The sequence below is a fragment of the Cupriavidus pauculus genome (assembly GCF_022179805.1).
Taxonomy (GTDB): Bacteria; Pseudomonadota; Gammaproteobacteria; order Burkholderiales; family Burkholderiaceae; genus Cupriavidus; species Cupriavidus pauculus_E.
Genome location: NZ_BPUO01000004.1, coordinates 34,643 through 53,924 on the forward strand (window position 1 = coordinate 34,643; position 19,282 = coordinate 53,924).

The 19,282-nt window shown below is 66.6% G+C and carries 18 protein-coding genes; 9 read left to right on the plus strand and 9 right to left on the minus strand.

The features are described from left to right. The first annotated feature begins 67 nt into the window (after positions 1–67). Positions 68–439 (plus strand): PHA-granule associated protein 4, encoded by a 372-nt coding sequence (locus tag MFF62_RS08835; protein WP_238262249.1) that lies wholly within the window; start codon positions 68–70, stop codon positions 437–439. Positions 440–470: 31 nt separating this feature from the next. Here MFF62_RS08835 and MFF62_RS08840 read toward each other — a convergent pair whose 3' ends face one another. From MFF62_RS08840 to MFF62_RS08850, 3 genes are all read right to left on the minus strand, one after another. Further along, complete coding sequence (locus MFF62_RS08840; RefSeq protein WP_238262252.1) at positions 471–1,016, minus strand: hypothetical protein; 546 nt, start codon at positions 1,014–1,016, stop codon at positions 471–473. A gap of 50 nt (positions 1,017–1,066) precedes the next feature. Then, a complete protein-coding gene (locus MFF62_RS08845; RefSeq protein ID WP_238262254.1) occupies positions 1,067–2,224 on the minus strand; it encodes an acyl-CoA dehydrogenase family protein in 1,158 nt (385 codons plus the stop codon). A gap of 124 nt (positions 2,225–2,348) precedes the next feature. Beyond that, positions 2,349–2,681 carry a hypothetical protein gene (locus MFF62_RS08850; RefSeq protein ID WP_238262255.1) on the minus strand — a complete coding sequence of 111 codons (333 nt, stop codon included), beginning with the start codon at positions 2,679–2,681 and terminating at the stop codon, positions 2,349–2,351. Positions 2,682–3,086: 405 nt separating this feature from the next. On the opposite strand from MFF62_RS08850, the gene MFF62_RS08855 reads away from it, so the two are divergent. From MFF62_RS08855 to MFF62_RS08865, 3 genes are all read left to right on the plus strand, one after another. Next, complete coding sequence (locus MFF62_RS08855; RefSeq protein WP_238262257.1) at positions 3,087–4,400, plus strand: MFS family transporter; 1,314 nt, start codon at positions 3,087–3,089, stop codon at positions 4,398–4,400. Between the two features lie 88 nt (positions 4,401–4,488). After that, positions 4,489–5,433, plus strand: a complete 945-nt coding sequence (locus tag MFF62_RS08860) for a LysR family transcriptional regulator (RefSeq protein ID WP_238262259.1) — start codon at positions 4,489–4,491, stop codon at positions 5,431–5,433. Between the two features lie 31 nt (positions 5,434–5,464). Further along, positions 5,465–5,941 carry an aminoacyl-tRNA deacylase gene (locus tag MFF62_RS08865; protein ID WP_238262261.1) on the plus strand — a complete coding sequence of 159 codons (477 nt, stop codon included), beginning with the start codon at positions 5,465–5,467 and terminating at the stop codon, positions 5,939–5,941. Positions 5,942–5,957: 16 nt separating this feature from the next. On the opposite strand, the gene eutC is transcribed toward MFF62_RS08865, so the two are convergent. Together eutC and MFF62_RS08875 are read right to left on the minus strand one after the other, a co-directional pair. Beyond that, positions 5,958–6,764 (minus strand): ethanolamine ammonia-lyase subunit EutC, encoded by an 807-nt coding sequence (eutC, locus tag MFF62_RS08870; RefSeq protein ID WP_238262263.1) that lies wholly within the window; start codon positions 6,762–6,764, stop codon positions 5,958–5,960. A 25-nt stretch (positions 6,765–6,789) separates the two neighbouring features. After that, positions 6,790–8,172 (minus strand): ethanolamine ammonia-lyase subunit EutB, encoded by a 1,383-nt coding sequence (locus tag MFF62_RS08875; RefSeq protein ID WP_238262265.1) that lies wholly within the window; start codon positions 8,170–8,172, stop codon positions 6,790–6,792. A 176-nt stretch (positions 8,173–8,348) separates the two neighbouring features. Between MFF62_RS08875 and MFF62_RS08880 the strand changes: the two genes are divergently transcribed. Further along, positions 8,349–9,404: an AI-2E family transporter gene (locus MFF62_RS08880; protein WP_238262267.1), complete on the plus strand. Its 1,056-nt coding sequence runs from the start codon at positions 8,349–8,351 to the stop codon at positions 9,402–9,404. Positions 9,405–9,510: 106 nt separating this feature from the next. Here MFF62_RS08880 and MFF62_RS08885 read toward each other — a convergent pair whose 3' ends face one another. Further along, on the minus strand, positions 9,511–10,218 hold the full coding sequence (locus tag MFF62_RS08885) for a FadR/GntR family transcriptional regulator (RefSeq protein ID WP_238262270.1): 708 nt from the start codon (positions 10,216–10,218) through the stop codon (positions 9,511–9,513). Between the two features lie 144 nt (positions 10,219–10,362). On the opposite strand from MFF62_RS08885, the gene MFF62_RS08890 reads away from it, so the two are divergent. The 4 genes from MFF62_RS08890 (at position 10,363) to MFF62_RS08905 (ending at position 15,070) form a co-directional block, all read left to right on the plus strand. Beyond that, positions 10,363–11,148 (plus strand): (Fe-S)-binding protein, encoded by a 786-nt coding sequence (locus MFF62_RS08890; RefSeq protein WP_238262272.1) that lies wholly within the window; start codon positions 10,363–10,365, stop codon positions 11,146–11,148. Continuing rightward, positions 11,145–11,861, plus strand: a complete 717-nt coding sequence (locus tag MFF62_RS08895; protein ID WP_238262274.1) for a LutC/YkgG family protein — start codon at positions 11,145–11,147, stop codon at positions 11,859–11,861. Before MFF62_RS08890 ends, MFF62_RS08895 begins: the two co-directional genes overlap by 4 nt. Then, positions 11,858–13,303, plus strand: coding sequence for a LutB/LldF family L-lactate oxidation iron-sulfur protein (locus MFF62_RS08900; RefSeq protein ID WP_238262277.1), 1,446 nt, complete (start codon positions 11,858–11,860; stop codon positions 13,301–13,303). The genes MFF62_RS08895 and MFF62_RS08900 overlap by 4 nt, the downstream gene beginning before the upstream one ends. A 66-nt stretch (positions 13,304–13,369) precedes the next feature. Continuing rightward, a complete protein-coding gene (locus MFF62_RS08905; RefSeq protein WP_238262279.1) occupies positions 13,370–15,070 on the plus strand; it encodes a lactate permease LctP family transporter in 1,701 nt (566 codons plus the stop codon). A 76-nt stretch (positions 15,071–15,146) separates the two neighbouring features. On the opposite strand, the gene MFF62_RS08910 is transcribed toward MFF62_RS08905, so the two are convergent. From MFF62_RS08910 to MFF62_RS08920, 3 genes are all read right to left on the minus strand, one after another. After that, positions 15,147–16,295 (minus strand): CaiB/BaiF CoA transferase family protein, encoded by a 1,149-nt coding sequence (locus MFF62_RS08910; protein ID WP_238262281.1) that lies wholly within the window; start codon positions 16,293–16,295, stop codon positions 15,147–15,149. A gap of 31 nt (positions 16,296–16,326) precedes the next feature. Next, entirely contained in the window at positions 16,327–17,325 is a 999-nt protein-coding gene (locus MFF62_RS08915) for a Bug family tripartite tricarboxylate transporter substrate binding protein (RefSeq protein ID WP_238262283.1), read from the minus strand. Positions 17,326–17,415: 90 nt separating this feature from the next. Beyond that, positions 17,416–19,227 carry an acyl-CoA dehydrogenase family protein gene (locus MFF62_RS08920; protein ID WP_238262285.1) on the minus strand — a complete coding sequence of 604 codons (1,812 nt, stop codon included), beginning with the start codon at positions 19,225–19,227 and terminating at the stop codon, positions 17,416–17,418. Positions 19,228–19,282: the final 55 nt, after the last annotated feature.

Below are 19,282 nucleotides of genomic sequence, written 5' to 3' on the forward strand. Positions count from 1 at the left end.
CAAGCCTTGAGACAAACAGTCGATCACTGTATATTCATACAGTGTTTTGTTGAGACTTGAGGTGTGAATGTCTATCGTGCGAGCTGGCAGCAAGGCGGAAGCGCTCAGGCTCTTGGCTTCGGAGCAGGCGCTCGGGCTTGAGCTGGACTATGAGACCGGATGGCAGGACGCCATCGAACTCGGCCGCCTGGGTGAAAAGCGCGGCGTCAGGGTCCAGTATCGCGGGCAGGAAAGCATCGCGGTGCGTTCCCGCGAGGCGCTGCTGGAGGGGCTGGCCAGGCCCAAGACGACGTTCCGGCAGCGCAACCTGTACTGCCAGTTCGACCTGGGCATGCTGGCCGACCATGAATTGCTGAATCTGGAGGCCAAGGCTTCACGCCTTGGCGACTACATCCTGGCCGGCCATCTGCTGCGCGATGTAGACAGCGTCTGGGCCTGAGCCTGGGCGTGCGTCGGGGCCTGAACCCCAATCACTGCCAGACGCGCGTGGCACCGGCCCAGCGTGCCGCCGCGGAAACGTGCATCAGCGCGCAATCGGCTTCCGTGGCGGGCGCCACGGCTTCGGCCTCCGCCACGCCGGTCGAGCACAGCACGGCGGTTACCAGCGTCTTGATATGGCCGCGCCCGGAATCGGCAAGCTCGGCCAGGCGGTGGTAGCCGTCGAGCACGATCAGGCCGTCTCCGACCCGGGTATCGAGGTCCAGCGCATAGAGGTGGTCGCATTCGCACCGCATGGTGCCGCCGGCCACCGCCACAACGACGGCGTTGGGCAAGGCCAGTCCGCAGTCGCGCACGGTGCTGTGCAGGCGGTCCAGATGGGCCTGGGCGCGGTAGTCGCGCGCCGAATGCGACGGCTCGGGGCCGTTCGACAGCGCCATCAGCTCGTTGGCCGAAATCACCAGCGTGTACGCCTGCAGCATCGTACGGTACGTCGCCACGACGGCGCGCAGCCGATGGACCGCGCCGCCGTCCGCGGCGACCGCCCCTCGGGGGGTCGCTACCTGGATCTTGCTCATCCTGTCTCCTATCCCCTGTCAGGCCGGCCCGCCGCCCGTCGTGGCCCGGCTCAGTCGCGCAGCAGTTGCTTGGCGATGATCAGTTGCTGAATCTGCGTGGTGCCTTCGTACAGGCGCAGCAGGCGCACGTCGCGGTAGAAACGTTCCGCCTTGTATTCGGCGATGTAGCCGGCGCCGCCGTGGATCTGCACGGCGCGGTCGGCCACGCGGCCCACCATTTCGGTACAGAACATCTTCGTGCACGAAGCCAGCATGCTGACTTCGGGATCGCTCTTGCCGGCCGGCTTGGCGTCGTAGCGTTGCGCGCAGTCGCGCACCATCGACAGGCCCGCGTACAGCTCGGCCTGGCTGTCGGCCAGCATGCCCTGGATCAACTGGAAGTCGCCAATCGGCTTGCCGAACTGCTTGCGTTCCTTGGCGTAGGCCACTGCGTCGGTGATCAGGCGGTGCGCCATGCCGCAGGCCAGCGCCGAGATATGCAGGCGGCCACGGTCCAGCACCTTCATGGCCGTCTTGAAACCCACGCCCGGTACGCCGCCAATGATGTTGGCCGCCGGCACGCGCACGTTTTCCAGGACCACGTCGCAGGTCTTGGTGCCGCGCTGGCCCATCTTCTTGTCCGGCTTGCCCAGCGAGATGCCCGGGGTGTCGGCCGGCACGATGAACGACGAAATACCCGAAGCGCCCTGGCCACCCGTGCGGGCCATCAGCGTGAATGCGCCAGCACGCGGGGCATTGGTGATGAAACGCTTGGTGCCGTTGATGACGTAGTGGTCGCCGTCCAGCTCCGCGCGGGTTTGCAGCGACGCGGCATCCGAACCGGCATTCGGCTCGGTCAGCGCAAAGGAAATGACCAGTTCGCCACTGGCGATCTTCGGCAGGTAGTTCTGCTTCTGTTCCTCGGTGCCATCCATCAGGATGCCCTGCGAGCCGATGCCCACGTTGGTACCAAAGACCGAACGGAACGCGAAGGCCGTGTGGCCAAGGTCGTAGACCACATCGCATTCCTGCGACATCGACAGGCCGATACCGCCGTAGTTTTCCGGAATGGAGATGCCAAACAGGCCCATCTCCTTCATGTCGGCCACGATATCGGCCGGTACGTCGTCGATTTCCTCGAGCGTATCTTCCGCGGGCTTCAGGCGCTCATCGATAAAACGCTGCACCGAGGCGCGCAGCAGGGAAAAGGATTCGGCGTCGAGGGCCATGGCAGTCTCCGGATAAGTCGGTACAACAACATTGGCCGCCAATGGTACGCCGCCTACCGATTTTGACAATCCACGCGAACTTGGACAGAACCGTCAATGAAATTTGACAATGGCCGGCCGCGCACTATGAATCACATTTCTTGCGGGCCAATGTCTCGCGCGTGTAGCCATGCCTGACGCGTAGCTGGTGTTCGATTTCATCGGCCTGGTCCAGGCAGGAGAACACCAGGTCGTCCCTGAATTTCTGCGTCACCCCCTTGAGCCGGGGCGCCTCGTACGAAATCTGCCGTGCCCGGCAGCGCAGGAACAGCAGCGTTTCCTCGGACGCCGTGCGCAACTGGGCCTGGTTGATCCGCTGGCATTGCGCAAGATTGGCATCGCCCTCGGCGGTCGCCAGCGCGGGCAGCATCAGCAGCGGTGCCAGCATGAAAGGCAGGAAGGAACGCAGGTTGGACATTGAAAAGGAAGTTGAAAGGCGCAGCCATCAGAATCGGCCAGCATCATTGCGCAGCCACGCGGACCACGCAAGTTAGCGTCACGGAGGATGCCCTGCCAGTGAAATTTTTCACCTCGGCCGGACGTTCTTTGTAAAAACTCTTTCCATCCAGACAAACAATGCGGCGCAAAGCCGCTGGTGGCAAGGCCTTTGCAACCGTGACCCACCGGCCGTCAGCCATCACCCACTTGGGTGATTGGCGATTAAGGTTTACGCTACCCCAGCACACGGGCCCCGATGTGCGACGCCCCTCGGGCCGGCATTGCTGCCGACCCTCGCCGCCCACTCGCTGCTCCTTGCCGCTGCATTGCGGCCCGTCCCGATCCAGCGGCCCCCCCGCCGCCCACGCCAAGAACAGAAGGTCATATGACAGACATCGCCTCCCCCGCCGTCACCGGCACGGCACCGTCCCCCGAAGAAACCAGAAAACGCGTCTTCGCCATCGTGGCCGCGTCGTCGGGCAACCTCGTGGAGTGGTTCGATTTTTATATCTATGCGTTCTGCGCGATCTACTTCGCGCCGGCCTTCTTTCCCAAGGGCGATCCGACCGCGCAACTGCTGAACACCGCCGGCGTGTTCGCGGCCGGCTTTCTGATGCGGCCGATCGGCGGCTGGCTGTTTGGCCGCATTGCCGACCGCAATGGCCGCAAGAACTCGCTGCTGATTTCCGTGGTCATGATGTGCTTTGGCTCGCTGCTGATTGCCTGCCTGCCCACCTATGACGCCATCGGTAACTGGGCGCCCGCGCTGCTGCTGATGGCGCGCCTGCTGCAGGGCCTGTCGGTCGGCGGCGAGTACGGCACCACGGCCACCTATATGAGCGAAGTGGCGCTCAAGGGCCGGCGCGGCTTCTTCTCGTCGTTCCAGTACGTGACGCTGATTGGCGGCCAGTTGCTGGCGGTGCTGGTGGTGGTGATTCTGGAGCAGTTGCTGAGCGAGGCCGAACTGAAGGCCTACGGCTGGCGCATCCCGTTCGTGGTGGGCGCCATCACCGCCGTCGTCGCCCTGTTGCTGCGCCGCACGCTGCACGAGACCACCACGGCCCAGCAGCGCAACAACAAGGAAGCCGGCAGCGTGGCCGCGATCTTCCGCCATCACAAGGCCGCCTTCTTCACGGTGCTGGGCTATACGGCCGGCGGTTCGCTGATCTTCTACACGTTCACCACGTACATGCAGAAGTTCCTGGTCAACACGGCGGGCCTGCCGATCAAGACCACCAGCTATGTGATGACGGTCTGCCTGTTCCTCTACATGTGCATGCAGCCGTTCTTCGGCGCACTGTCCGACCGCATCGGCCGCCGCAGCAACATGTTGCTGTTCGGCGCGCTGGGCGCCATCGCCACGGTGCCTATCCTCACCGCGCTGAAGACCGTGTCCAGCCCCGAGATGGCGGGCCTGCTGATCTGCATGGCGCTGGCCATCGTCAGCTTCTATACGTCGATCAGCGGCATCGTGAAGGCCGAGATGTTCCCGCCCGAAGTGCGCGCGCTGGGCGTGGGGCTGGCCTACGCCGTGGCCAACGCCATCTTTGGCGGCACGGCCGAATACGTGGCGCTGGGCCTGAAGTCGATTGGCCACGAGAACGCGTTCTACTGGTATGTCACCGGCATGATGGTCATCGCGTTCCTGGTCAGCCTGCGCCTGCCGCGTCAGGCCAAGTACCTGCACCACGAGCACTGAGCCGCAGGCCGCCGCGCCACGGTGGCAACCCGCGTGGCAAACTGAGGGGCCTTCGGGCCCCTTTTTCATTTCCGCGCCAGCTTCCGCCATGGACCTCAACGCCCTGCGCCTGTTCGTCGATATCGTCGATGCGGGCAACCTCAGCGCCGCCGCGCGCAAGCTCAAGATGACGCGCGCCAATGTCAGCTACCACCTCAAGGCGCTGGAGGAAGAACTGGGCGTGCAATTGCTGCGCCGTACCACGCGCCACGTGGAGCCTACCCCGGTGGGCGCGGGGCTCTACGAGCACGGCCGCAACATCCTGGGCGAAGTGGCCGCCGCCAACGCGCTGATCAGCAGCATGGGCAAGAGCCTGCAGGGTCATGTGCGGCTGTCGGTGCCTACCGGGCTGGGGCACGCCATGCTGTCGCCGCTGCTGGTGCAGTTCAAGCAGCGCTATCCCGACATCACGCTCGATGTGGTGTTCGACAACCGCATCCACAACCTGGTGTCCGAAGACGTGGAGGTGGCGTTGCGCATCATCTCCACGCCGCCCGATTCGGTGGTGGCCACCGAGATCGGCACGGTCGACTGGATCGTCTGCGCCGCGCCCGCGTACCTGGCGGGCCGCGACAGGCCCGCCGTGCTGGCCGACCTGGGCACGCACGACATCGTGTGCGCGTCGCCGATCGGGCAGAAGCTCAAGGCGTCGGGTATCCGGCCCGGCACTGGCGAGCGCGAACAGGTGGTGCTGGAGCCGACGCTGAGTTCCGAGAACTTCGCGTTCCTGAAGGACGCGGTGGTCAGCGGGCTGGGCGTGGGCATCTTTCCGCTCTACGCGGTGGGTAAGGACATCGACGACGGGGCGCTGGTGCCGCTGCTGCCCGGCTACCGCATCAGCGTGTTCGGCAGCAAGCTCTACATGCTGACGATGCCCAACCGCTACCAGACCATGGCCACGCGCTACCTGCTTACGTTCCTGAAGGCCGAACTGCAGGCAATCTGGCCCCGCATGGGCGCCGACAGTGCCTATAGTGAGAACACTCAGGACTAGACCGCGCCCCCGCGCGGGGAGGTAGACGACCATGGCAATGGCAGGCACCCTGGCTGGCCGGCTCAGCCGCATGAACAGCCGGTTCGACATCATTCGTCACCCATACAGCCTCAGCAGCATGGCCACGGCGCACGCCGCGCATGTGCCCGGCCATCGTCTGGCCAAGACACTGCTGCTGGAAGACGACAGCGGCTATGTGGCCGTCGTGATCCCGTCGAATCACCATCTGCAGCTATCGGCCATTTGCGACATGACGGGCCGCAAGCTCGTGCTGGCGCACGAGGACGAAATCCGCGAAGTTTTCAAGGATTGCGATCTCGGTGCCATCCCGCCCTGCGCGATGTCGTACGGCATGCAGACCTACGTCGACGAAAGCCTGTTCGACGAACCGGAAGTCTGGTTCGAGGCCGGTGATCACCTGGAACTGGTGCACATGGACCGCGACCAGTTCATGATGCTGATGGAAGACGCGCAGCGCGGCAGGTTCTCGCGCGTGATGATGTCTTGACGCTCGGCAACTGGCTTTATCGCCCTGGCAGCGCCGCCTCGATGGCGGCGCTGTCGTCTTTGAGGTCCACCCCCGACCTGCCCAGTGCCACCGCGCCCCGCAGCAGGAACACCAGACGGTCAGCCGCCTGCGCATAGGGCAGCCCTTCCGGGCGCACATTCGAGATGCAGTTGCGCTGCGCGTCGGTACGCCCCACGCGCGGATCGTAGGTGAGATAGATGCCAAGGCTGTCGGGCGAACTCAGCCCGGGGCGCTCGCCAATCAGCATCACCACCTGGCGTGCGCGCAGGCGTTCGCCGATATCGTCACCGAGCGCCACCCGGGCCTGTTCGGCCACCACGACGGGGCCGATCTGCCATTGCGGCAGCCGCGCCAACACGGCCTGCAGCAGCGGCACGGCATGGCGCTGCGCCGCCAGCGCAGAGAGACCATCGGCGATCACGAATACCACGTCGTAAGGCTGCGTGCTGGTGGCTTCGGCGGCCAGCCGGCCCTGGCTGGCGTCGTCGAGGCGGCGCCCAAGGTCCGGCCGGCGCAGGTACTGCTGGCGATCCGGCGCGGCGCTGTGCACGTGCAGCACGGCCAGGCGGGTGTCACGCAGCGCGTCGGAGATGGCATCCGTGTCCAGCATCAGATGCACGGCATCGCGCGCCTGCGCATGAGCCAGGCCGAATGCCAGCACGGTTTCGGTGGTCTGGGCATGGCCGGTGCGGCCGATAGCCACCCGCGCGCGCGTGAACTGGCGCAGGCGGCGCCATGGGTCCGACGTGGCGTCCTCGGTATCGCTTCCGGCTTGCGTGGCAGGCATCGGCGGCTTGGGCATCGTCGTCTCCCCTGTCAAAGCGAATTCAAAGCGACCCGGCCATCGCCAGCAGCGGCTGGCGCGCCGTGGGCGGCAGCATCCGCCCGGCATCGTCGAGCATGCCCATGCGCTGCAGCCACGCCTCGAACTCGGGCGCGGGCCGCAGGCCCAGCACTTCGCGCAGGTACAGCGCGTCGTGGAACGACGTGCTCTGGTAGTTGAGCATGATGTCGTCGGCGCCGGGCACGCCCATGATGAAGTTGATGCCGGCCACGCCGAACAGCGTCAGCAGCGTGTCCATGTCGTCCTGGTCCGCTTCGGCATGGTTGGTGTAGCAGACGTCGCAGCCCATCGGCACGCCCAGCAGCTTGCCGCAGAAATGGTCCTCCAGCCCGGCCCGGATGATCTGCTTGCCGTCGTACAGGTACTCCGGCCCGATAAAGCCAACCACCGTATTCACCAGCAACGGCTCGAACCGGCGCGCCACGGCGTAGGCGCGCGCTTCCATCGTCTGCTGGTCCACGCCATGGTGGGCGTTGGCCGACAGCGCGCTGCCCTGGCCGGTCTCGAAATACATGACGTTGCTGCCCACCGTGCCGCGCCGCAGCGCCAGCGCGGCCTGGCGCGCCTCGTCGAGCAACGCCAGCGAAATGCCGAACGCTTCGTTGGCGGCCTGGCTGCCGGCCACGGACTGGAACACCAGGTCCACCGGCGCGCCCTGTTCGATGGCGCGCAGCGTGTTGGTCACGTGGGTCAGCACGCACGACTGTGTGGGCACGTCGTAGCGGGCGCGGATGTCGTCGATCAGCTTCAGCAGCGTGACGATGGCGCCCAGGTTGTCGCTGGCCGGATTGACGCCGATGGTGGCGTCGCCACAGCCGTACAGCAGGCCGTCGACAATCGATGCGGCAATGCCGCGCGGGTCATCCGTAGGGTGGTTGGGCTGCAGCCGCACCGCCAGCCGGCCCGGCAACCCGATGGTGCCCCGAAACCGCGTGACCACGCAGCATTTGCGCGCCACCGCCACCAGGTCCTGGTTGCGCATCAGCTTGCTCACGGCCGCCGCAATCTCGGGGGTGATGCCGGGCGCCACGCGCGCCAGCGTGGCGGTATCGGTCTCGTGGCGCAGCAGCCAGTTGCGGAAGTCGCCCACGGTCAGGCTGGCAATCTCGGCAAACGCCACCGCATCGTGGCTATCTACGATCAACCGCGTGATCTCGTCCTGCTCGTACGGCACCAGGGCTTCGTTCAGGCAGTGGGCCAGCGGCATGTCGGCCAGGGCCATGCGGGCCGCCATGCGTTCTTCCTCGCTGGCGGCGGCCATCCCGGCCAGCGCATCGCCCGAGCGTGCCGGGCTGGCGCGAGCCAGCAGCGTGCGCAGGTCGGCAAACACATGCCGGCGGACGCCGACGGTATGGGTAAAGGCCATGGCTTGCGTTTCTCCGGGGGCGGGTTGCACCTCTCCTGCAATATAGGCGACGGGCACGACGCAAGTTCCGCGCCCGGCACCCGCGTGCCAGATTGTCCATGCATGCTGTCTTGCCATTGTTACGCGCGACGTCGACAATCCGCCTACTCATTCCAATTCGAACCCGTCAGCCAGACATGCCGCAGCTGGAAAACCCGGAAGACCGCGCCAAGCAGGGCGCCGCAGTGACCCCTACAACTACACCCCGCTGGTTCAATGTCACCGTCGTGTCATACGTGCTGACCGGCGCCACCCTGCTGCTGGTCATGCAGGCCAACCTGGTGGCAGCCCTGCTGTCGGGGTTGTTGCTGTACTCGCTGGTCGATGTGCTGGCGCCCCGGCTGACCCATTCCCGGCGCGACGCGCTGGCCGTGGCCATCCTGTCCGCCATCATCCTGCTGGCGCTGACCGGTGGCATCTGGGCGCTGGTGCACTTTCTCAACGTCGACAGTGCCACCATCGACCGCCTGCTGGACCACGCCGCCGATATCATCGACCAGTCGCGCGCGCAGCTGCCCGCCTGGCTCAGAGACTACCTGCCCAGCGGTACCGAGGAACTGATGACCACGCTGCTGGGGGCCATGCGCGAGCACGCGCAGATGGCGCAGCGGCTGGGCACCGACATCCTGCGCACGCTGCTGCATATCGTGCTGGGGCTGATCATCGGGGCCATGGTGGCGCTGTACCGCGCGATCTCGCGGCCCAACCGCCGGCCGCTGGCCAGCGCGCTGATCGACCGCGCACGCACGCTGCAGCAGTCGTTTGCCCAGTTCATCTTCGCGCAGATCCAGATTTCGTCGATCAACACGCTGCTGACGTCGATCTACCTGCTGGTGGCGCTGCCGCTGTTCGGCCAGCACCTGCCGCTCTCCAAGACCCTGGTGGCCATCACCTTCATTGCCGGCCTGCTGCCGGTGCTGGGCAACCTGATCTCGAACACGGCCATCGTGATTGCGTCGCTGTCGGTGTCGTTGCCCATTGCCATCGTGTCGCTGTTCTTCCTGGTGGTGATCCACAAGCTCGAATACTTCCTGAACGCACGCATCATCGGCGCGCGTATACAGGCGGCGGCATGGGAACTGCTGACGGTGATGCTGGTGATGGAAACGCTGTACGGCGTACCCGGCGTGATTGCCGGGCCGATCTTCTACGCCTACGTGAAGCGCGAGCTGACCACTTCGGAGCTGGTGTAGCCCGCTTGTCGCCGCGCATTCATCCGCGGCCAAGTCACTGATTCGATTGGAAAGTCGTACGCAGCAACTGGTACGACCAATTCCCGTGGATCACGTTGGGCGCCGCTCAGGCGCCGTCGCCATCCACCTTGCTGCGCACGAAGTCGATATGGGTCTGCATGGCCGTGCGCGCCTCTTCGGGCCGCCGCGCCAGGATGGCTTCGCACAGCGTGCGGTGCTGGCGCAGCAGCAGGTCCGATGATTCCTCGGCGGCTTGGCGCAAGCCCGTGCCATTGATGGTGATGTGTTCGCGCAGCATGCCGATCACGCTGGTATGCAGGTGCAGGAACATGGTGTTGTGCGACGCCAGCGCGATGGCATCGTGCAGCCGGGCGTCGGCATCTGCTTCCCCGAGCTTGTCGTCGTCCTTGCGTGAACGCTCCAATTCCTTGAGCAACGCACGTATACGTTTGAGGTCGGACGCGTCCGCGCGCATCGCTGCAAAGTAGGCCGTGGCGCCTTCCAGCACGCGCCGGAATTCCAGGATGTCGTCACGCAGCGCCGGATGGTCGGCCACCAGTTGGCCCCACGGTGACGCGATGCCGGTGCGCAACTGATCGGTGACGTATACGCCGGCCCCGCGCCGGCTCTGCAGCAGCCCGCGCGCCGCCAGCCGCTGGATGGCCTCGCGGATCGTGTTGCGTGCCACCGCGTATTGATCGGCCAGCACGCGCTCGGCCGGCAGCCGCGTGCCGACCGGCCATGTGCCGTCCAGCAGCGCGGTTTCCATCCTGCGCATGATGTCTTCCACGCGGTTGCGTGCGCCGCCCGCCATCCTGTTCCCCTTTTCCCCTTTGCCTGCCTGACCCTTCGCCCGGGATTGGTCCAACCAATTTGTGCTCCGGCGCGAGAGCGGGAATTATGCGCTCAAAAATGCCGCGACGTGGTTCAAGCGGCCCCGCCATACCGGAGGCAGACAATGCAATCCAGGCAATACCCCACAAGCGTCCCGCAACAGGTGTACCTGTTCGGCACCTGCCTCGTCGACCTGTTCGTGCCACAAGCCGGCCTCGATGCCGTGCGCCTGCTGGAGCGCGAAGGTCTGACCGTTCACTTTCCGCGCGGCCAGAGCTGCTGCGGCCAGCCCGCCTACAGCAGCGGCAACCCCGAGCAGGCCCGCAAGGTGGCCCGCGCCCAGCTTGAACTGTTCCGCGAGCCCTGGCCCATCATCGTGCCGTCGGGATCGTGCGGCGGCATGATGCGCCACCACTGGCCGGCGCTGTTCGCCGAAGCCGACGGCAGCGACAGCGAGGCCGCGTGGCTGGCCCGTGACATTGCCGGCCGCGTCTACGAACTGGCCGAATTCCTGCTCAACGTCCTGCATGTGCGCTTTGACGATGTACCGGCCGCCGATCACGAGCGGGTGGTACTGCACACGTCATGCGCGGCGCGTCGAGAAATGGGTACGCGCGCGCACGGCGTGGCACTGGTGGATGCGCTGCCGGGCGTGACCCGCGTGGAGCACGAGCGCGAATCGGAATGCTGCGGATTTGGCGGCACGTTCTCGCTCAAGCATGCCGACATCTCGGGCGCCATGGTGCGCGACAAGGTGGCCTCCGCCTGCGCCACCGGTTGCGACCGGCTGGTATCCGCCGATTGCGGCTGCCTGCTCAATATTGGCCATGCGGCCGCCCATGCCGGCCAGCCGCTGCCGGTGGAACACCTGGCGTCGTTCCTGTGGCGCCGTACCGGAGGCGCGCAATGACGACGATGAGCGCCCGCGAACGCATGCTCGGCCGGCTGCGCGCCGCCGTGCCCACCTCCGGATCGACGCTGGCCATGGACACGGCCACGCTGGACCGCCGCATCGACCAGCATTTCGACACCCGGCGCGGCGAGCGTCCGTCGCCCGCCGCGATGGTGGCGTCGATGCAGGCGGCGCTGAGCGCGTCGCATGCCGAAGTCGTTTGCACCGGTGCTGCCGCCTGGCCCGCCTGGGTCGCCAACCGGCTCGCCGCCGAGGGTGTGCGCCGGCTGCTGCTGAACGTCGATAGCGCCGAAGGCGCCGCGCTGACCCGTGCGATGCCCGCCGGCATCGCCGCCGTCGGCTTCGCGCGTCCCATCGAGGCGTGGAAGGCCGAACTGTTCGACACCGTCGACGCCGGCTTCACGGTTGCGCGTTCCGGCCTGGCCGCCACCGGCACGCTGGTGCTGGCGCCCGATCATGGATCGCCACGCACGATGTCGCTGGTGCCGCCGATCCATGTGGCACTGGTCTACGCATCGATGCTGCATCCTGACCTTCACAGCGCCGCGCGCGCCGAGCGCTGGGCCGATGGCATGCCGACCAACCTGGTGATGGTCTCCGGGCCGTCCAAGACATCGGATATCCAGCAGACACTGGCCTATGGCGCCCACGGGCCGCGCCAGCTTTGGGTCGTGATCGTCAACGACCTGGACGGAGGTGCCGCGCAATGAACCAGCAACCCCTGCATTTCGTGCCCAGCGCCGACTTCCGCGCCCGGGCGCGCGAAGCGCTCGACGATCCCAAGCTGCGCCGCAGCTTCCGGGGCGCGATGGACTTCCTGCAGCAGAAGCGCGCCGTGCAGTTTCCCGATGGCGACGAACTGGAGCATCTGCGCGACCTCGGCGAAGCCATCCGCCAGCACGCGCTGGCCAACCTGCCCGACCTGCTGGTCCAGCTCGAAACCAATCTCACCCAGGCTGGCGTACAGGTGCACTGGGCCGAGACCGCCGAAGAGGCCAACGCGATCATCCACGGCATTGCCCAGCGGCATGCCGCGCGGCGCGTAATCAAGGGCAAGTCGATGGCCAGCGAGGAAATGGAACTGAACCATTACCTGGCGGAGCGCGGCATCGACTGCATCGAATCGGACATGGGCGAGTACATCGTGCAGATGGCTGGCGAAAAGCCGTCGCACATCGTCATGCCGGCCATCCACAAGACCAAGGCCGACATCGCCACGCTGTTCGAGCAGAACATCCCCGACACGCCTTACACCGAGGACGTGGACGCGCTGATCCAGACCGGCCGCCGCGCGCTGCGCCAGGCGTTCGTGGAAGCGGACATTGGCCTCTCGGGCGTGAACTTCGCGGCGGCCGATACCGGCACGCTGTGGCTGGTGGAAAACGAAGGTAACGGTCGGCTTTCGACGACCGTGCCGAACGTGCACGTGGCCGTGATGGGCATGGAAAAGGTGGTGGCACGGCTGGCGCATATCGTGCCGCTGTCGAGCCTGCTCACGCGATCTGCCACCGGGCAGCCCATCACCACGTACTTCAACCTGATCTCCGGCCCGCGCAAACCCGGCGAGCAGGACGGCCCGCGCGAAGTGCACCTGGTGCTGCTGGACAACGGCCGCAGCCAGGCCTATGCCGACGCGCAATTGCGCGCAACGCTGCAGTGCATCCGCTGCGGCGCCTGCATGAACCATTGCCCGGTCTACACGCGCATCGGTGGCCACGCCTATGGCACCACCTATCCGGGCCCCATCGGCAAGATCATTTCGCCGCACCTGTTGGGGCTCGATGCCACGGCCGACCTGCCTACCGCATCGAGCCTGTGCGGCGCGTGCGGCGAGGTGTGCCCGGTACGGATTCCGATTCCGCAATTGCTGGTTCGCCTGCGTACCGAGGCCAACCGCAATCCCGACGAAGCCGTGCCGCATCCGCTGAAGGGCCAGGGTGCGAAGTACAGCCGCCGCGAGCATCTGGTCTGGCGCTTCTGGAGCGGGGCGTTCGCGCATCCCGCCGCCTACCGGCTGTTCCGCTGGGCCGCTACGCGGCTGCGTGCGTTCACGCCATCGGCACAGATGGGCTGGACGCAGCATCGCAAGCCGCTGACGCCAGCACCGAAAAGCCTGTCCGACCTGCTGGCCGAGCGCAACCAGCCCGAATAGCCGAATAGCAAGGCCTGCCGGCATCAGCCGGCCACAAGAATTTAAACAGCACCAAGGAGACTACCCGTGCAACCCTGGACCCAGCTCTATACGCCGCTGGGCAGCCTCTGGCTGTCCGCGCTGGTCGCGGCGATTCCCATCATCTTCTTCTTCATCGCGCTGGCCGTGCTGCGCATGAAGGGCCATGTGGCGGCATTCGTCACGCTGGCCCTGGCGCTGGCCGTGGCCATCCTGGCTTACGGCATGCCCGCGCAGCAGGCGTTTGCGGCGGCCGGCTTCGGTTTTGCCTATGGCCTGTGGCCGATTGCGTGGATCATCGTCACGGCGGTGTTCCTCTACAAGATCGTCGTGAAGACCGGCCAGTTCGACGTGATCCGCGCCTCGGTGCTGTCGATCACCGACGACCAGCGCCTGCAGATGCTGCTGATCGGCTTTGCCTTCGGCGCATTCCTGGAAGGCGCGGCCGGCTTTGGCGCACCGGTGGCCATCACCGCCGCGTTGCTGGTGGGGCTGGGCTTCAATCCGCTGTACGCGGCCGGGCTCTGCCTGATCGCCAACACTGCGCCGGTGGCCTTTGGCGCAATGGGCATTCCGATCATCGTCGCCGGCCAGGTCACGGGTATCGACCCGATGCACATCGGCGCGATGGCTGGCCGCCAGTTGCCGCTGCTGTCGCTGGCGGTGCCGTTCTGGCTGGTGTTCATGATGGATGGCTGGAAGGGCGTGCGCGAAACGTGGCCGGCAGCATTGGTGGTCGGCGCCAGCTTCTCGGTCACCCAGTACTTCACGTCGAACCACATCGGCCCTGAACTGCCGGACATCACGTCGGCACTGGTGAGCCTGATCTCGCTGGCCGCGTTCCTGCGCGTCTGGCAGCCGCGTTCGGCGTCGCAGTCGGCGGGTGGCGCGGTGGCAGGCGGCACGGTGGCGATGGCCGGATTTGGCGGCGGCATGGGCACTGCACCGTCCAGCCGCAAGGCATCGCCTTACACGTTCGGCCAGACCGTTCGCGCGTGGGCGCCGTTCGGCATCCTGACGGCCATCGTCACGCTGTGGAGCCTGCCGTCGTTCAAGGCGCTGTTCGCCGGCAACGGCGCGCTGGCTGGCACGGTGCTGAAGTTCAAGGTGCCGATGCTGGACCAGCTGGTCATCAAGGCCGCGCCAATCGTGGCGTCGCCCAAGCCGTATGAGGCCGTGCTGAAGCTCGACCTGCTATCGGCCGTGGGCACTGCCATCCTGCTGACCTCGATCATCTCGGTGGTGCTGCTGCGCATGAAGCCGCGCGACGCCATCGCCACGTTCGGCGAGACGCTGCTGGAACTGCGCCGCCCGATACTGTCGATCGGCCTGGTGCTGGCGTTTGCATTTGTGGCCAACTACTCGGGCATGTCGTCGACGCTGGCACTACTGCTGGCCGGCACCGGCGCTGCGTTCCCGTTTTTCTCGCCGCTGCTGGGCTGGCTGGGGGTGTTCCTGACCGGTTCGGACACGTCGTCCAACGCGCTGTTCTGCTCGCTGCAGCACACCACCGCGCATCAGATCGGCGTATCGGACACGCTGCTGGTGGCCGCCAACACCACGGGCGGCGTCACGGGCAAGATGATCTCGCCGCAATCGATCGCGGTAGCCTGCGCGGCCACGGGGCTGGTGGGCAAGGAATCGGAACTGTTCCGCTTCACGGTCAAGCACAGCCTGCTGTTTGCGTTCATCGTGGGCGTGATCACGATGGTGCAGGCGTACTGGCTGACGGGGATGATTCCGGGTTAAGGATTGCGAGGGGTGGCTTTGCTCCTCTCTCCCGCAAAGCGGGAGAGAGGAGCCGGCTTTGAGGCGGTGTCGCGATTTAATCGTTCGCCGCTTCTCTTGGCAAAAACACGTTGCCTTCCGTCAGCGGCGCGTACCGATACGTCGCCGGTGTACGGCTCAGCTTCACTGGCGCGCCCAGCCCCTTGTAGCCACCGGGCATCTCCACCACCATCTCGCGGTGCACGGTATGCGGATGCGTCAGCGCGTCCGGCACCGACAGCACCGGCGCGCACGGCACGCCAGCAGCCGACAGCTCGTCGGCCAGTGCCTTGCCGTCCCACAGCGCCAACTTTGCCTCCAGCGTGCCCTTGAGTTCCGCGCGGTTCACCGAGCGCGCGCCTGCCGTGGCAAAGCGCTCGTCGTCGGCCAGTTCCGCCACGCCGATGTGTTCGCAGAAGATGCGGAATTGCCGGTCGTTGCCCACTGCCAGGAAGATCGGATCGCTGGCCGTGGCCACCGTGTCGTACGGATAGATATTCGGATGCGCGTTGCCGGTGCGGCCTGGCGTCTTGCCGCTCATGAACCAGTTGGCGGCATGCGGATGCAGCAACGACAAACCCGAGTCATACAGCGCCGCTTCCACGAACTGCCCGCGTCCGCTGCGCTCGCGTTCCTGCAGCGCCAGCAGCACGCCCAGCGTGGCGTTGAGCCCGGTGACCATGTCGACCACGGGCAAACCCACGCGCAGCGGGTCGCGGTCGGGTTCGCCGTTGATGCTCATGATGCCGGCCATCGCCTGGATGGCCGCGTCGTAGCCGGGCAGGCCGCCAAGCGGGCCGTCGGCGCCAAAGCCCGACACGCGGCAATGCACCAGGCGCGGAAAGCGCTGCGACAGCACGTCGTAGCCCAGGCCCCATTTCTCCATGGTGCCGGTCTTGAAGTTCTCCACCAGCACGTCGGCATCTGCCAGCAGGGCCAGTAGCACCTCGCGGTCGGCGTCGGCGGTCAGGTCCAGCTTCATCACGCGCTTGTTGCGGTTCAGCCCGAAGTAGTACGACGCCACGCCATCGCGGAACGGAGGGCCCCACGTCCGTGTGTCGTCGCCCTGCGGCGGTTCGATCTTGAGCACGTCGGCGCCGTGGTCGCCAAGGATCTGCCCGCAGAACGGGCCGCCGAGAATCCGCGACAGGTCCACTACGCGGATGCCGGCCAGCGCGCCGGTCTTGCCGGTCTGGGATGGCGTCATTGTCTCTTCCTGTGTTGTTGTCGTCGCCCGGTCAGTCAAGCTGCGCGCCGGACTTCTGCACCACGGCACGCCACTTGACCACTTCGGCCTTCACGAAATTGCCCAGTTGTTCGGGCGACGTGGACGGCGCCAGCTCCAGCCCCTGCGCCAGCAAGGTCTTGCGCACCTCGGGCTGCTGCAGGGCATTGGCGAACGCCTGGTTCAGCTTGCCGATGACGGCCGGCGGCGTGCCCGCCGGTGCCACCACGCCAAAGAATACCGAAACATCGAAGCCCGGAACACCCTGCTCGGCCACGGTGGGCACTTCGGGCAGCGCCTGCGAGCGGCCCTTGGTGGTCACGCCCAGCGCGCGTACCTTGCCGCTCTTGATGAACGGCAGCGCGGTCAGCACGTCGGTGAACGTCATGCTCACCTGGCCGCCCAGCAGGTCATTCAGCGCCGGGCCGGTACCCTTGTACGGCACGTGCTGGAAGTCGGTGCCGGCCAGGTTGTTGAACAGCACGCCGGCCAGGTGCGACGACGCGCCATTGCCCGACGATGCGTAGGTCAGCTTGCCCGGATGCGCCTTGCCGTAGGCAATCAGCTCCTGCACGTTCTTGGCCGGCACGTTAGCATTCACCACCAGCACGTTGGGCAGATGGCCGATCTGGATCACCGGCGCGAAGCTCTTGATCGGGTCGTAGTTGATCTTGCGATACAGGCTCACGTTGATGGCCAGCGGCGCCGACGTGCCGAACATCAGCGTGTAGCCATCGGGTTCGGCACGCGCCACCATTTCGGCGCCGATATTGCCGCCGGCGCCTGCGCGATTCTCCACCACCACGGGCTGGCCCAGGCTGGTCTTCAGCGCGGCAGCCAGCGTGCGGGCCATCGCGTCGGTGGGGCCGCCCGGCGGGTACGTCACCACCATCATGATCGGCTTGCTCGGGAAATCTTTCTGCGCGAAGGCGGGGCTGGCGGCGGCGAACAGCGTGCAGGCGGTCAGCGAGGCAAAGGCGGCCAGGGCCGCGCGGCGGTGCCATTGGGGCATGATGCGTTGTCTCCGGGTGAAGCTATTTATATGTAGACGCTTATCGGGCACGCGTTTGGACCCGTCAGGGAGCGCGCCCGTCCTGCAACATCAGAATACGTTGACCTGATCCACGGGGCCGGCCGCGCGCACCGCGCCATCGGCGGGCGGGGCCACGGTCTCGGCCAGCCAGTCGGGTTCGGCGCCGCCGCCCAGCGGGTCTTGCGGCAGCACGCGATGCGCCAGCACCAGCTGCGCCAGACGCATGCGGCGTACCGAGCCGATGCGGCCCGCCTCCCACGCCATCGCCACGGCGCTGGTCACGTGGTACAGCGCCGAAGCTGCCTGGCGGGCCAGCACGTCGCCCTCTGCGCCAGCATCGGCTGCACGTGCGGCCAGTGCCACGGCACCGGCGATGGCCGATTCAAACGTGGCGCGTGCCTGGGCCTGCATCGGCGTGTCCTTCAGCAGGGCCGACAGATGGGCCTGCAGCACCGGCAGCGAGCCTTCGCGGCGGATGGCGCGCAGCACGTCGAGCGCGACGATATTGCTCGTGCCTTCCCAGATCGAACCCAGGTGGGCATCGCGCACCAGGCGCGGATCGCTCCATTCCTCGATGTAGCCGCAGCCGCCGCGAATTTCCATCGCGTCGCCGGTTACCTTGCGTGCGTCGCGGCAGGCGCGGAACTTGATCAGCGGCGTCAGGACCCGCATCAGCGGGTAGGCATCGGTCTCGCCCGCATCGGCACGGCGCAGCGCCTCGGCGGTCTGGAACACCATCGTGCGTGCCTGCTCGGTAGGCAGCGTCAGCTTGAGCAACTGGCGGCGCATCAGCGGCATGTCGGCCAGCCGCTTGCCAAATGCGCGGCGCTCGCGGGCGATGAACTGGCCCTCGGTCAGCGCGCGGCGCATTAGGCCGGCGGCGCGCACGCCATTGGACAGGCGCGAGTTGTTGATCATGTCGGCCATCTGCACAAAGCCACGGCCCGGTTCGCCCACCAGGTACGCATGCGCGCCTTCCAGACGGATTTCGCCGCTGGCCATCGAGCGCGTGCCGAGCTTGTCCTTGAGGCGGATGATGCGGTAGTGGTTGGCGCTGCCGTCGGCCAGCGTGCGCGGCAGCAGGAACAGCGACACCCCCTTGATGCCAGCAACAGCGGTGCCGTCGGCCTCTTCCATGCGCGCCAGCACCATGGCCAGCGCCGCGTCGGGGTTCGAGCAGAACCACTTGTCGCCCACCAGGCGCCAACCGCCTTCGACGCTGGCGTCGCGAATCGCGCGCGTGGCGGTGGCGGCCACATCGGAGCCCGCGCCCTGCTCGGTCATGAACATCGCGCCCTGGTACAGGTCGTCGAACACCTGCGTGGTCAGGTTGGGCAGGAAGCGCTCCACCAGGGCCGGATCACCGAACTTGCGCAGCGTGCGCGTCAGCGAATCGGTCATCGACAGCGGGCAGCACAGGCCGAACTCGGCCTGCACGAACAGATAGGTCAGCGCGTACTTGGCGGCCGGTGGCATCGGCTTGTCCCAGCCCAGAACGCCGCCACGATGCGACGCAGCGGCAAGACCGAATTCCGAGAATGCCACGCGTTCCAGTTCCACATAGGCCGGATGCTTGTGGATGCGCTGCGCATCCAACCCGGTGCGGGTGCGGTGCGACAGCGTGGGCGGCTCGTGGTCGGCCACGTTGGCCAACTCGTCCAGCACGCCACCGGCCAGCTCGCCCATGCGCTCCAGATGCGGCACCAGGTGATTGAACAGATCGGCGGGCAGATAGAGCGGCAGCAGCGCGCGCAGGTCGGGGTCCGCCGTGAACAGGCTCGAACCGTGGCGGTCGGGTACCGGGTGGGCGTCGGCCACAGTGGCGGGGGCGGCGGGAGCGGCGGGTTGGGATGCGGCGGGGCGCGCGGCGCTGGTCGGCATGCTGGGTCTCCGTGATTCCCTGCCCTGCGGTCCGAGGCTGTGATCGGGGGCGGGA

Coding starts and splice junctions, on each gene's coding strand:
- MFF62_RS08835 (WP_238262249.1), top strand. CDS start 68: ATGTCTATCGTGCGAGCTGGCAGCAAGGCGGAAGCGCTCAGGCTCTTG.
- MFF62_RS08840 (WP_238262252.1), bottom strand. CDS start 1,016: ATGAGCAAGATCCAGGTAGCGACCCCCCGAGGGGCGGTCGCCGCGGAC.
- MFF62_RS08845 (WP_238262254.1), bottom strand. CDS start 2,224: ATGGCCCTCGACGCCGAATCCTTTTCCCTGCTGCGCGCCTCGGTGCAG.
- MFF62_RS08850 (WP_238262255.1), bottom strand. CDS start 2,681: ATGTCCAACCTGCGTTCCTTCCTGCCTTTCATGCTGGCACCGCTGCTG.
- MFF62_RS08855 (WP_238262257.1), top strand. CDS start 3,087: ATGACAGACATCGCCTCCCCCGCCGTCACCGGCACGGCACCGTCCCCC.
- MFF62_RS08860 (WP_238262259.1), top strand. CDS start 4,489: ATGGACCTCAACGCCCTGCGCCTGTTCGTCGATATCGTCGATGCGGGC.
- MFF62_RS08865 (WP_238262261.1), top strand. CDS start 5,465: ATGGCAATGGCAGGCACCCTGGCTGGCCGGCTCAGCCGCATGAACAGC.
- eutC (WP_238262263.1), bottom strand. CDS start 6,764: ATGCCCAAGCCGCCGATGCCTGCCACGCAAGCCGGAAGCGATACCGAG.
- MFF62_RS08875 (WP_238262265.1), bottom strand. CDS start 8,172: ATGGCCTTTACCCATACCGTCGGCGTCCGCCGGCATGTGTTTGCCGAC.
- MFF62_RS08880 (WP_238262267.1), top strand. CDS start 8,349: ATGCCGCAGCTGGAAAACCCGGAAGACCGCGCCAAGCAGGGCGCCGCA.
- MFF62_RS08885 (WP_238262270.1), bottom strand. CDS start 10,218: ATGGCGGGCGGCGCACGCAACCGCGTGGAAGACATCATGCGCAGGATG.
- MFF62_RS08890 (WP_238262272.1), top strand. CDS start 10,363: ATGCAATCCAGGCAATACCCCACAAGCGTCCCGCAACAGGTGTACCTG.
- MFF62_RS08895 (WP_238262274.1), top strand. CDS start 11,145: ATGACGACGATGAGCGCCCGCGAACGCATGCTCGGCCGGCTGCGCGCC.
- MFF62_RS08900 (WP_238262277.1), top strand. CDS start 11,858: ATGAACCAGCAACCCCTGCATTTCGTGCCCAGCGCCGACTTCCGCGCC.
- MFF62_RS08910 (WP_238262281.1), bottom strand. CDS start 16,295: ATGACGCCATCCCAGACCGGCAAGACCGGCGCGCTGGCCGGCATCCGC.
- MFF62_RS08915 (WP_238262283.1), bottom strand. CDS start 17,325: ATGCCCCAATGGCACCGCCGCGCGGCCCTGGCCGCCTTTGCCTCGCTG.
- MFF62_RS08920 (WP_238262285.1), bottom strand. CDS start 19,227: ATGCCGACCAGCGCCGCGCGCCCCGCCGCATCCCAACCCGCCGCTCCC.